At 43.7% G+C, this 12,294-nt stretch carries 13 protein-coding genes; 7 read left to right on the forward strand and 6 right to left on the reverse strand.

The features are described from left to right. Nucleotides 1-4 precede the first annotated feature (4 nt). Together flgN and R2S67_RS13665 are read left to right on the forward strand one after the other, a co-directional pair. Nucleotides 5-442 (forward strand): flagellar export chaperone FlgN, encoded by a 438-nt coding sequence (gene flgN / locus R2S67_RS13660; protein WP_006741304.1) that lies wholly within the window; start codon nucleotides 5-7, stop codon nucleotides 440-442. Beyond that, the gene (locus R2S67_RS13665) at nucleotides 423-1,169 is read left to right on the forward strand and encodes a lytic transglycosylase domain-containing protein (RefSeq protein WP_256955539.1); all 747 of its coding nucleotides are present in this window, start codon (nucleotides 423-425) and stop codon (nucleotides 1,167-1,169) included. The genes flgN and R2S67_RS13665 overlap by 20 nt, the downstream gene beginning before the upstream one ends. A 436-nt stretch (nucleotides 1,170-1,605) precedes the next feature. Here R2S67_RS13665 and R2S67_RS13670 read toward each other — a convergent pair whose 3' ends face one another. Then, the gene (locus R2S67_RS13670) at nucleotides 1,606-2,124 is read right to left on the reverse strand and encodes an NUDIX hydrolase (RefSeq protein WP_005395311.1); all 519 of its coding nucleotides are present in this window, start codon (nucleotides 2,122-2,124) and stop codon (nucleotides 1,606-1,608) included. A 278-nt stretch (nucleotides 2,125-2,402) separates the two neighbouring features. Between R2S67_RS13670 and R2S67_RS13675 the strand changes: the two genes are divergently transcribed. Continuing rightward, entirely contained in the window at nucleotides 2,403-2,669 is a 267-nt protein-coding gene (locus tag R2S67_RS13675) for a DUF333 domain-containing protein (RefSeq protein WP_005395313.1), read from the forward strand. 249 nt (nucleotides 2,670-2,918) lie between these two features. Continuing rightward, nucleotides 2,919-3,575, forward strand: a complete 657-nt coding sequence (locus R2S67_RS13680) for a hypothetical protein (RefSeq protein ID WP_046873846.1) — start codon at nucleotides 2,919-2,921, stop codon at nucleotides 3,573-3,575. On the opposite strand, the gene R2S67_RS13685 is transcribed toward R2S67_RS13680, so the two are convergent. After that, nucleotides 3,565-4,407 (reverse strand): YdcF family protein, encoded by an 843-nt coding sequence (locus R2S67_RS13685; protein WP_317345059.1) that lies wholly within the window; start codon nucleotides 4,405-4,407, stop codon nucleotides 3,565-3,567. The two genes, R2S67_RS13680 and R2S67_RS13685, sit on opposite strands and share 11 nt — an antisense overlap. A gap of 131 nt (nucleotides 4,408-4,538) precedes the next feature. Between R2S67_RS13685 and R2S67_RS13690 the strand changes: the two genes are divergently transcribed. After that, entirely contained in the window at nucleotides 4,539-5,909 is a 1,371-nt protein-coding gene (locus R2S67_RS13690; protein WP_317345061.1) for an L-serine ammonia-lyase, read from the forward strand. 331 nt (nucleotides 5,910-6,240) lie between these two features. Next, a complete protein-coding gene (locus R2S67_RS13695; RefSeq protein ID WP_005395321.1) occupies nucleotides 6,241-7,737 on the forward strand; it encodes a peptide MFS transporter in 1,497 nt (498 codons plus the stop codon). Nucleotides 7,738-7,814: 77 nt separating this feature from the next. Here the strand turns inward: R2S67_RS13695 and R2S67_RS13700 are convergent, their stop codons facing one another. After that, complete coding sequence (locus tag R2S67_RS13700) at nucleotides 7,815-8,051, reverse strand: hypothetical protein (protein ID WP_005395322.1); 237 nt, start codon at nucleotides 8,049-8,051, stop codon at nucleotides 7,815-7,817. Nucleotides 8,052-8,307: 256 nt separating this feature from the next. Here R2S67_RS13700 and R2S67_RS13705 point away from each other — a divergent pair, with 256 nt between their 5' ends. Beyond that, nucleotides 8,308-9,183 carry a LysR family transcriptional regulator gene (locus R2S67_RS13705; protein ID WP_317345064.1) on the forward strand — a complete coding sequence of 292 codons (876 nt, stop codon included), beginning with the start codon at nucleotides 8,308-8,310 and terminating at the stop codon, nucleotides 9,181-9,183. Here the strand turns inward: R2S67_RS13705 and R2S67_RS13710 are convergent. The 3 genes from R2S67_RS13710 to R2S67_RS13720 all read right to left on the reverse strand — a co-directional run bounded on the left by R2S67_RS13710 (nucleotide 9,180) and on the right by R2S67_RS13720 (nucleotide 12,102). Next, on the reverse strand, nucleotides 9,180-9,953 hold the full coding sequence (locus R2S67_RS13710; RefSeq protein ID WP_109168869.1) for a phosphotransferase enzyme family protein: 774 nt from the start codon (nucleotides 9,951-9,953) through the stop codon (nucleotides 9,180-9,182). The genes R2S67_RS13705 and R2S67_RS13710 overlap by 4 nt on opposite strands. Before the next feature lie 162 nt (nucleotides 9,954-10,115). Beyond that, the gene (locus R2S67_RS13715; RefSeq protein ID WP_317345067.1) at nucleotides 10,116-10,985 is read right to left on the reverse strand and encodes a LysR substrate-binding domain-containing protein; all 870 of its coding nucleotides are present in this window, start codon (nucleotides 10,983-10,985) and stop codon (nucleotides 10,116-10,118) included. Nucleotides 10,986-11,121: 136 nt separating this feature from the next. Beyond that, nucleotides 11,122-12,102 carry an OmpA family protein gene (locus tag R2S67_RS13720; protein ID WP_005395330.1) on the reverse strand — a complete coding sequence of 327 codons (981 nt, stop codon included), beginning with the start codon at nucleotides 12,100-12,102 and terminating at the stop codon, nucleotides 11,122-11,124. Nucleotides 12,103-12,294: the final 192 nt, after the last annotated feature.

Consider the following 12,294-nt stretch of genomic DNA (forward strand, 5'->3'; position numbering starts at 1 on the left):
GATCATGGCAAGCGCAGTATCGCAGCGAATTCAACAATTTATTCGCTCAATACCTGAGGATATCAAGCTCTATCAACAACTTATCCCTTTGCTTCAACAGCAAAAAACGTTGTACTTAAAGTTTGATGGTGAGGCACTGAGCAACAATGTTCAGAAACAAATGCCAATACTCAATAAACTTAGTCGCTCAGCCAGTGATAGAAGCCAGTGTATGCGAGAGCTGGGGTTAGCGTGTAATGACGCCAGCGTAAAACGAATTTTCAATGCTTTGCCTGCCCAAATAGGTATGCAAGCTAGAAAACAATGGGCGCTATTGGAAACGTTGGTAAGTCAGTGCCAACAATACAATCAGAGCAATGGCCACAGCTCTGCGGCGTTCCATGAGTTGGTCAGTCAACTCAAACAACCTGTGCAACACACTTATGAAGATAAATCGTTCTAAACGATGTTCGTCTTGCCTACAGATTCAGTCGCCATCTCGGCTGAGTACTGTAGGCCTTTTTATTTTTATCGCCTTACTATCCTGCCTTTCAATCACCTGCCAGGCGAAACCAAGCCCAGCTGATATTCAAACGCAATATCAAGTTTTAGCCCCATACAAACCACAAATTGCCAAGCGTCTCGATTCATCCAGCCTGGTGATTCATCATATTTTCAAACAACTGCAAAGCCACTCTTTACCAAAGACTCTAGCCTTAGTGCCAATGTTGGAATCCTCTTACAACCCCAAAGCCGTTTCTCATGCCAACGCCGCCGGACTTTGGCAACTGATACCAGCAACCGCTCAACGATTCGGGTTGACTGTAGATACAAAACAAGACGATCGCTTTGATACAGAAGCAAGCACAGCTGCAGCACTCAAGTATCTGACGTTTTTATACAACAAATTCGATCAAAACATGGCGCTGACATTAGCGGCCTACAATGCAGGCGAAGGGCGTGTCGCACGCGCTATTCAGCGAGCAGGCAGTAACGACTTTCAGAAGCTCACACTACCTAAAGAGACTCGCCAATACGTTAGTCGATTCTTCGCGCTGGAAAAGTTGATAGATATCGGTCAGTTACAATCCTCATCATTTCAACCTTTACTCTTATTTGCTTCAGATGCTCCGATGGTTTCGCAACCGCTGATCGACTTTAGTCCACTACCTCCGTTGGTCAATTTGTGATAAAAATCACGACAAAATCCAAAGTCAGAAAAACGTAAAATTACAAGATCGTGTTCGGCCAATTTGAAAACTCGTGATCTCTATGCAAACGTGTGCAAAAAAGTTGAGGTAAGGTATCTCAAAGATAAGAAAGAGTAGTGGTTTATTAAAAGGTACCCAAATTGCGCTTGCCAATTGGGTAGATATGCGTCACATTGCGTTTGCAAAAAACATGAAAACCAATGGTTGGACCTAATAATTATTTACACACTAAATGTAAAACAGCTATTGTTTTCATAGTTCGAAACAAATTTAAAATATCAAGATGACGCTTCGCTTGCGCGTCTGGAATAAGTCCGGGTTCCGGGGGGGAGTCCGGACTTTTTTTATCGATTTAAAAGCTGACCTATCAACAGAACAATGAGTGGGTAAGTCACTATGAGGCAAGCTAAGTTATTTATAGTAATTCTTTAGAAATCAACTGAAGCAAAAACGTTTCGCGCTCGATGCTCATGCCTTTTTTCGGGCTTTCTGCCATGGTCTTTTCATTGTGCGCTATCGCTTCGTGAATGTTCATCCATACCGGACGCATTCCATTTTTAACTTCATAGTCTTCATAAGCCGTTTCGCCTAGCTCACGATCAATTTTACATGTATAGCAATACGACACCATGTGCATTACGTCAGCGTCGTCTTTATACCAAGGACGAAATTCCTCAAAGATCCCGAAAGGCTTAATACCATGGATATTCTGCGCGCCGGTTTCTTCTTCTAGTTCACGAACTAGTCCAGCAATCACATCTTCACCATCATCAATACCACCACCAGGCAAAGTGTAGTCATGGTAACGCTCTGTATAGAGCAACAACACATCTTCACCATCTAGTACGATGGCGCGTGCCGCATTGCGCTGGAAAATAATTTTGTCGTCCAAGTGCTCAATGTCCGGATGAACGGTCGATTTTAAGTGTCTCATCGAAAATACCACTGTCATGTTTTGCGCGCATATTACCGAACTTCACGCTTTAAATCATCGTTGTCGGTCCAAATGCGTTCAATACATTGGTTTGAACGCAACGGTTCTAACCTTCGTAACAATCCGCAACAAATAGAAGTGTGACGTGATAACCAGTAAAAGATGAGAATATCTAAATTCTTATACGTCCCTCTTACTTTTAACATCGATAAGACAATAATCTCTGAAAGTTGCCTATAATCAATACAATACTCGCCCACCCCATGCGGAGATAAAGAATGAAAAAGACAAATTTAATGATGGCTATGGCTGCAACGTTGGTACTGGCTGGTTGTTCAACTTACGAAGGTGCCACTCGCTCGACTGAGTATACCTCCGTCGCAAATCCTGCAGCCGTTTACTGTGTTCAGCAAGGTGGTGAGTTGGATACCGTTTCGGAAAATGGCGAACGTGTGACCTACTGCGTGCTGTCTGACGATAACCGTGTCGAGCAATGGGAATACTATCGCGACAATCATAAAGAAAGTGAGAGTGGCGACTACTAAATTTTTTTGTCGACACGTCAGATTCCCTCTATCACTTAGGAGCCTTTAGGCTCCTTTTTTATTTGATTTATCAAAACTTTCTCACTTCATTTTTACATACCTCTGACTTTACCGCACATCGATACTATATCGAACAGTGTTCTATTCTTGACATTCCTCTGACATAACTTTCCACTTGGACAATAAAATCCCAAACACAGATCACACTAATTCACATTTCTTCCACATTTTCTGGAACAGGTGAGCAAGATGAAAACACAAATAGTAAAAGAAGCCGAGTCAGCCCCAAGCAACGTTGTTACTGAAGAGTCAAAGCGCATCATTTATAAATCGAGTTTAAGTGCATTGATGATTGTCGCTATCAGTATTCTCGTTAACCTCAGTCTTCGCCTTGATTATGTCGTGTTGGGTTCAAGCCTTGGTGAGCTTTCCATAACAGAAACACTCCAGCTTGTGATGCTCGCGATTGCATCATGGTCATTTTTTACCCTATCTAAACAACAGCCTCAGCTAAAGCATGCGGCCATTTTGATTGCCGGCTTTTTCGCGGTGCTCATTATTCGTGAAACAGACTATTGGACAGACATGATTCGTCATGGTTCTTGGGTTTTCCCTGCGCTCGCTGTAACCGCACTGGCTTGCGCCAAAGCTTACCAAGGTGGTAAAGGTACCATGAACGAAATGGCGACCATCTTAACGGTGCCCCACATGAAACTGTTAATTGGTGCCGTGATGCTATTGTTGGTCTTCTCTCGCTTATATGGCATGGGCAGTTTTTGGCAACAAGTGATGGACGAGAACTACATCCGTGATGTTAAAAATATTTCGGAAGAAGGCATGGAACTCCTTTGCTACTGTTTGATCGCATTGAGCGCAGTCCGCACAAAACGCGAACTTAATGAATAGACTCAGGATCCAAGCGGCGGTTCAATGCAGTTAATATCGGATGAACGATCCTTAACGCTTGTTCCGCAGCTCCTACAGATTCATCCAAGGCCGTCATTTCGATGGCCTTTTTCATGTCTTCAATCTGTTGCAAACTATCTTTATCGAGTGGTAAAGCGAGTAATTGCTGAATGGCATGTCTCGCGATCATAAGCGGCTTCTTTCGGACAACCGATAAGTCTCGTAAAAATGCTCCCAGCTTGACCCCTTCTAAATAAACTTGGTAAGTCGTGAGTTCATCCAGTAATAAAAATGCCGCCGCCACAGGCCCTTTATGTGGGTATGGTACGCTGATATGTTTGTTGATATCCAATGGTAAGTTGAGAGTAACGCCCATGGAGGCGCACTCAGATTTTAGTACTCGTAATAATCCCTGCTCATCCATCAAGGTTTGGATTTCTATGATTCGCTCAAGGTGGTAGTCATTCGACAACAAGGTGACCTCAACCGAACGCGCTGACCATAACTGGAACAAACCACTATCACACAAAACGCGAGAAGCGTAACGCATGTTCTGAAACGTATTCAAAGATCGATTTTCTAAAAGTACTTGATGTTCAGGGAACGGATGCACAGCGGCCGCATTAAGAGATTTAAAATAGCTGTACATTGCATCTGCTTCAGAAATGCGTTGACCTTGCGTTAATCCACCACAAAAAATAATCGCCGTTCGCTCTGTCGGCAATGACGCAATCACATTAGATAAGGCTTCGACTCTTGTTACCCCCTCAACGGTCAATCTGCTATTGACGAGGCGTTTACCTAAAACGATGACCACATTGTCTAACTTCATTTCAAAATCTCGCGCTTAGTTGGCAGTGTTACAAAAATCTTCTTTCACTCCCGGCCTACAGGCTTTAACATCTAGTTAACAACACTGTTCTAGAGGCCTTTATAAAGGTTCACTGCTAAAGGAAGTCAATTATGCTGTCGATTTTCGATATATTTAAGATTGGTGTCGGGCCTTCTAGCTCCCACACTAATGGTCCTATGCTTGCCGGATTCCATTTCACTCAACTAGTTAGCGACTCTATGGCGAAAGTGCATCGGGTGCAAGTGGACCTTTATGGCTCATTATCACTTACTGGTAGAGGGCACCACACAGACCGAGCCACTGTCCTTGGTTTGATGGGAAATAAACCCGATACCATCAAAATGAGTAGCGCTAAAAGTGCGCTACAAAATACTATAGACAACAACACGCTGCTGCTCGCTGGTACGCACCAGATTGAGTTTAGCTACGACCATGACATCGTCTTTCATAGTGACAACCTTCCCCTGCATGAAAACGGAATGACGATTACTGCACTAGACGCTGCGGGAGACCAAGTGGCGTTTGAAGTTTATTATTCCATCGGAGGTGGGTTCATCGCCACCGCTGACGAACTAGAAAACGGCACGCAACAAGATGAAGTCGCGGTACCATTTCCTTTCACATCAGCGGATGAGATGCTGGAAAAAGCCGAGACTAACGGTTTTAGTTTGGGAGGTATGATTCTACAAAACGAACTGGCATTCCGCTCAGATGAAGAAATTAGCCAAAGAGCAGAACAAATTTGGAAAGTGATGTCGCTCTGCATGCAACGTGGTTTCGATACGGAAGGGATTTTAGAAGGTGGTCTCAATGTCACTCGTCGTGCACCAAATCTTTTGAAGAAGCTCGAAGCTAACGCTGCAGTTGAGAATGATCCAATGGAGATCATGGATTGGATTAACCTCTTTGCCTTTGCGGTTAGCGAAGAAAATGCAGCTGGAGGACAAGTCGTTACTTCTCCAACTAATGGCGCTGCAGGGGTTATTCCGGCGGTATTGATGTACTACCATCGCTTCATCAAAGAGCTTGATATTAAACAGCTGAAAGACTTTCTCGCAGTCGCTGGCGCTATCGGCATCTTATACAAAACTAACGCGTCAATTTCCGGCGCCGAAGTGGGTTGTCAGGGAGAGGTCGGGGTTTCTTCATCCATGGCAGCCGCTGGTTTAACGGCGCTCAGAGGCGGCAGTAACGAGCAGATTTGTATTGCTGCGGAAATTGCGATGGAGCATTCATTAGGAATGACTTGTGACCCGATCGGCGGCTTGGTTCAAGTGCCTTGCATTGAAAGAAATGCCATGGGCGCAATGAAAGCCATTAATGCCTCACGTATGGCATTAAAGCGCACGAGCAAATGCCTTATTTCATTAGATAAAGTTATCGAAACCATGTATCAAACTGGTAAAGATATGAACAAAAAATACCGTGAAACTTCCTTAGGTGGCTTGGCCGTCATTCATATGGCACCGCCATGCGAATAGTCAAATAAGCTCGCTATATCATTGCTGGCGATGCACTTCGTCAGCAATTTCCTTTCTCGCAAGACCTCTTTTTATTTACCAGTAATCCTATAACCCCCTCAGTCTCAATCAGTAACAAATACAACAAAATTAAGCAAAAACAGAATTAAGCACTACTATATTCAAATTGATCTAGAACAACACATTAGTATTTAGCCACCTAAGCATTAGAAAATATAGTGCAGCATTTCCACGTTATGCGACAATTATTTCAATACTCAATCTTTCGTTTCATTACTATTTAATAGAAATAACAATACCTACCTTTCTCCGCTAATGTGAGTACAAAATTATGTGGAATAAACTCAATAAATCCATGATGTTCTGCCAAATGATGTTTGGCTTATCATTTTACGGTGTATTAGTAAGTCTAACTCGATTTTTTCTAGAGGATCTAAATTACAACGAAGCCGATACGATGATGATCGTTGGTGCTTTTTCGGCGATCGGGCCACTTTTCGCGATTGCGGGCGGCTTTATTGCAGATAAGTTTTTAGGCGCTTATCGCTCACTTTCTATCGCATATTTCGCTTTTGCATCCGGTTACGTATTACTCGTGTTGGGGGCTTCTGCTTCTAACGTTCCACTTTCAATGTGTGGTATTGCGCTCGCCAGTTACGGCCGCGGCCTGATGTCACCCTCTTACCCTAGCCTCTATAAACGAACGTTCAAATCACAAGAAGATTTTGAAAAAGGATACCCAATCAATTATTCAGTGAATAATGTTGGCGCCTTTTTAGGTCAATATTTGTTCCCAATGATTGTCCTTGTGATCGGCTTTAATGGCGGTTTTACCATCTCTGCTGTTATGGCAGCAGCGGCATTGATCATGCTATTGGTATTCCGCAAAGATCTTGTTGGCGTAGCCTCTGAGCTTGATCAAAAAACCGTAAGTTTAAAAAACTGGGTACTTTTTGCATTGATTTCATTGGCAATGATCGCGTTGGTATTTTTCATGTTTTCAAACATGGATATTGGCCAAAATATCGTATACGCCATCGGAGGGGCGGCGATCGCATACTTCATATCTCTGATGCTTAAAGCAAGCAAAGCTGAGTCTTTGAAGATGGGGACCATCTTAATTGTGACCTTGCTGACAACCTGTTTCTTTGTTTACTACGGACAAATGATGACCTCGATGAACATGGTTGCTATCAACACATTAAAAGGCTCTCTATTTGGTTTTATTCCGCTCGAACCAGAAGCAGCAATGGCAATGAACCCGCTTTGGTGTATGGTTGGTGGTCCTATCGTAGCTGGCTTTTTTGGGTTGCTGGAAAAGCGCGATATCTACCTCTCTACCGCGACAAAAATCGCCTTGGCATTTGTACTGACCGCGATAGCGTTTGGTATCTTGACGTTTGCCGTGACTACCGTGGGTGAAGATGTCGTGATCATGCCAGAAATCTTTCTCGCTATTCACTTCTTCCAGGCGATTGCAGAAGTCATCGTGGGTTCGATGGTCGTAGCGTTTATTCTTTCCGTCGCGCCGAAGCACATCGAAAACTTCTCTGTGAGCCTATTTTCTGTGGCAATCGCATTAAGCGGTATTATTGGTGCTGCATTCTCAACCTCTATCGCGTTAGAGAAAGGACAGACCATCACACAAGACATTGTACAAAACGTATATGGTGATTATTTCCAATTACTCACTGTCCTTGCTGTCGTGATGGTCGCTATCGCAATGGCAGCGTCACTCATTATTCGCAAGATGCTTGATGCGGCGAAAGAAAGCGATACTCAAGCGCAACCAGTCGAGATCGAAGCTGGGGTTGAAGTTCAAAGCTGAGTTTGATGATTTACCTATCTCAAAATATAAAAAATGCCGCGATATTCGCGGCATTTTCTTAACAACAACATGTTCGATTAATCACGTCGACCACGAAGTTCAATTTTTTGTGTAGCAGCATCCGTTTGGATGATTACCCCGCCATAGGCAGTTTCATTTCGACCTTTCAGCGTCAGTTGAGAATCTGCGCGCTCGACGTCGACCTGATTTTTCGTAGCCATCGTCATATCAATCGTGCCCGTGTATGACCCATCGCCAGCTAATGCTATGTTTGTTGAGCAAACCATCAAACCAAGTGCGATTAATTTTTTCATACGTCACCTCTGTTTTTGTTCTTACTTTCTTTCGATGAAAAAACTGTAACAACAGAAACGTGTTCATACGAGGAAAGTCATCATTTACCAAATGGAAATCCAAACCACTAAATTGATATGACCAAGCCTATTTGCTGTCCACCGTCGCCTTCAATAAACCATAAGATACGACAGCATGCTTAAATTGACCGAACGTTGTCTTTTATTCAGAAATTCAGAGATATGATTTCTCGGCAGAAGATAAATGAGACGATGTATGAGCATTAATCTGGACATTCAAAACGTATTGGTACTAAAACGGATGTATGAGTTACGTAGCGTCCGATTGGTGGCAGATTCACTCGGAAAGACCTCAGGATCAATCAGCAAAAACCTGACAAAAATGAAAGCGCAGCTCGATGATCCTTTGTTCATTCAGACTAAAAATGGCTTTGAACCGACCGCTTTTGTCGAAGCGAACATGCCACATTTTGAACAAATACTCACCAGTATTGATTCCATCAAACCACAGAGTTTTTCACCCGCTCATTTTGACGGCTCGATCACTATTTATACGAACACATTGTTTTGGGATTACTTTGGTGACAAGTTTTACTTAGAATTACTAAAACACGCCCCAAAAGCAAAGTTCTCTTGTTTACGTTGGGGGAGCGACGCGAAAAAGCGATTAACTGAGGGTGAAAACGCTATTGCGATTCATTATTTTGATGAGGATCTTCCGCAGTCAATTATTCAAAACGAACTAGGTCGAGGAAAAGCCGTATTTTTTGTTCGAGATGAGCATCCCGCTCAACATTTCCAAGAGCTAGAAAACTATCCCTTTTTACTTTTCAAAACGCCGGGATGGAACGACTACCGATACCCGTTGTTGGAAAGGCTCAACCATATGGGGTTCCGAACCACACCTAAGGTAGAAATTGAACACCCTGCGATGATTCAAAAAGTGCTCCTACAAACGGATCATTTTGGTATAACCATGAGTGGACATGTGCCTAAGGGCTGCCGAAGTATCGCGCTTCCTGGCGGGTTAGAGCTTGATGTTCGCTACGTGATGAGCTGTCGTCGATCACAACAGCAAGCCCCGATAAACCAGTGGTTATTCAATGTCATTAAAGATATCACCCAGCCCTAACCTAAAAGTCCTAGGGTGATGACTTGTCTATGTTTTCTTAGGTACTCGATATCGTTGAGGTAAGCGGTATGATGGCAATCTTCTAGGTTCGCTTGAAACCTATCATCACCTTGAGCTGCGACCCCTCTCATATAATCAACTAATGCGGAGAGTCGATGTGTCATCACCTCCACCAGCTCTTCCCGTTCCAATCTCGAACACCCATAAGCGTCACAGAAGAGTTTTGCACGCTGAATTTGTTGCTCCAAACAGCCCATTTTATCGTGCTCATCGGTTTTAAATGGTGCCCAACCATAGACCGAAAAAGCGACATCCCAAACTCTTGGCGCCGGATGCGCCGTATCAAAATCAAACACACCAACGACAAACTCTCCACGGAGTGCCACGTTATATGGCATGAAATCACCATGACAAATCACCTCTTGTGGTGTTCGTGGTGGCAGCATCCAGTGCAGCGTTTCATTTTGATATTGCTTAAGGAAACCCTCAGATGCATCGTGCATATCGCGTAACATTTTTGCCGCAGATTGGAGCGCGGAAACAGAAGCAATGTTGCCAATCAATGGATAGTTGTAAGTCTCTCCTTCGACATAGCTAACCCACTCTTTTCCTTTTTCAATACCAACCGCTTTAGGGCATGCCGTAAAGCCTCGTGAATGAAGATAGGTAAGTAGCTGATGGATAGTCATCGTCCAATAACTGGCAGGACGAGATATCAAGTTCCCTTTTCGATAGATGGCATTTTCTCTACCGCCTTGCATTGTTTCCATAACAGTATCCTGTGTGGATTAAGCGCGCATCAGATAACGTAAAGCTAGATCATCATACACTCAAAGCTTTTAGAGAAGGTTGACTGACCCTATAAGAAACCGCGCAATTTTGTTAGGTAAATCGCAAGAATAAGTACCGCTGTAAAAATAGACCGTAAAACATCAAAGGCTTTGTATTAACCATTGGGCAAAGGTGTTTACGTGTGACTTTTCTGATGCTCTAACCATCATATAGTGTGCGCCGGAGCTGGGCATACGCCAATCTCCGATTTGTACTAATATCCCTTGTTGTAACTCATCCTCAACAAGAAAGTCTCTCACCAGCAATATACCAAGTTGATTGGTTGCAGCTTGAATAGCAAGCAATGAATGTTCAAATTCGGCTATCACTTTGCTCACCTTGCCTTGATAACCTTGGTACGCAAACCATACCTGCCAAGATTCATGATAACCGCCAGTGCAGATTTTAGGTGTTTGAGACAGCTTCGTGAGGTCATCAATCGGATTTAACTGAATAAAGCCGGGGCTTGCTACAACGATCCAGTTTTCTTGGGTAAGCTGAATAGCTTGTTGATCTTGCCAATCGCCATCTCCGTTAATAATTTCTATATCTGCAATCGCACTGGCGTTTGGAACCGTATTCGCGGTTGTCGAGATCTTAAAGGAAACATCTGGAAATTGACGCTGAAAATCGGCCAGCCTTGGTATTAGCCATTGCGAGCAAAAACTGTGGGCGACATGTAAGGTAATTTGCTTGTTCTGTGGGCGAGTAAATAAATGATGGGTCGAGGTTGATAAGGTTTGAAGCACATGGTTAACCACAGGCCAGTATTCTTTTGCTGAGCTGGTCAGCGTAAGGTGCGTACCCTTGCGCTCGAATAATGTTGCATTTAACTGCAGTTCTAGCGATTTCACCTGCTGACTGACGGCCGCACGGGTCACATTTAGCTCCTCTGCGGCTTTAGTGAAGCTCTGTAATCGCGCCGTGGCTTCAAACGCTCGGAGCAAATTAAGCGGCGGTAAACTTTGCATAACACTCTCCCAAATACTTGGCAGCCATGGTATGAACTGGTGATGACAAATTGATGAAAGTGCTGAGTTTGTTAAGCGGGATCAAAAAAGCCAGCGTGATACACGCTGGCTTTTGGAACTGTCTCTTAAGCAGGAATTATTCTGCTTTCTCAGTGGTTTGGTATTCAAACGCAGGGACAACTACTTCAACACGACGGTTCATTTGACGACCTTGACGTGTTTCGTTGCTTGCTACTGGGTTAGCTTCACCCATGCCTTTCACTGTCATACGCTCAGCCGCAATACCTTTTGCTTGGAACTCGTCAGCAACGGCTTTCGCGCGTTTTTCTGTAAGTTGCTGGTTGTACGCAGCAGAACCCGTCGTATCACTGTAACCCGTGATCTCAACTTGAGCTTGTGGGTAAGTGTTCATCAGATCAACGGTACCAGAAAGGGTCGATGCATCTTTCACTTCTGCACTTTCTAGGTCGAATTGTACTGTCGCTGTTGTTTGAGCAGGGTAAACATGCTCAACAATACGTGTTGCAGGGCGTGTTTCTACTACTTCCTCAACCACTTCTTCTTGAACTACTGGCTCAGAGCCGAACTTGTAGTTAAAACCAATACCGAAGAAATCTGAATCCATATCTTCAATCACGTCATCAGACATATCTTGGTAACGTTGGTATTCAGCACGTAGGCTCCAGTTGTAGTTGATTTTGTACTCAGCACCTAGAGAGCCTGTTGGTACGAAATCTTTTTCGTCACCCGCCATCATGTATGCAGCACCAACTTTCGCGAATAGATTCCAAGAATCCGTTAGCGGTAGGTTGAATTTAGGAGCAAGAGTCAACGCCCAAAGATCACCGTCAACGGTGTTTAGGCCCGGCTTTTTGAAGTTTGCAGTGAAGTCACCAAGGTAATCAACACCGTACTCTGCTGCAACGTACTCGTTGAAGCTGTAGCCCAGGTGCATAGATGCTGCAAAACTGTCGTCGTCACAAGGTTCGTTTAGGTAACACGCATCATTTAGAGAGTTGTAACCTACTTTACCGCCCATGTAAGTGTCAGCAAGTGCAACGTTTGAGATCACACCACCAGCAAGTACAGTAGCCACTGCTATAGCGATTTTTTTCATTATTCTTTTCCTTTTTCTTGTACACAAAGCAACACATCGAGGCAGCATACTGCCGTAAAATATGAAGCCGTAACTTTCTCTTTTCTTCGAACAGAAATAGCTAAATAGCGTAGGAAAGAATCAAAAAATGATATTCAAACGCCAATGACGTAAAACGGAGAAAGATAACCTCAAGACCATCTATTCATGAGC

Origin of the sequence: Vibrio sp. T13N (genome assembly GCF_032970445.1) — a bacterium.
Lineage (GTDB): Bacteria > Pseudomonadota > Gammaproteobacteria > Enterobacterales > Vibrionaceae > Vibrio > Vibrio diabolicus.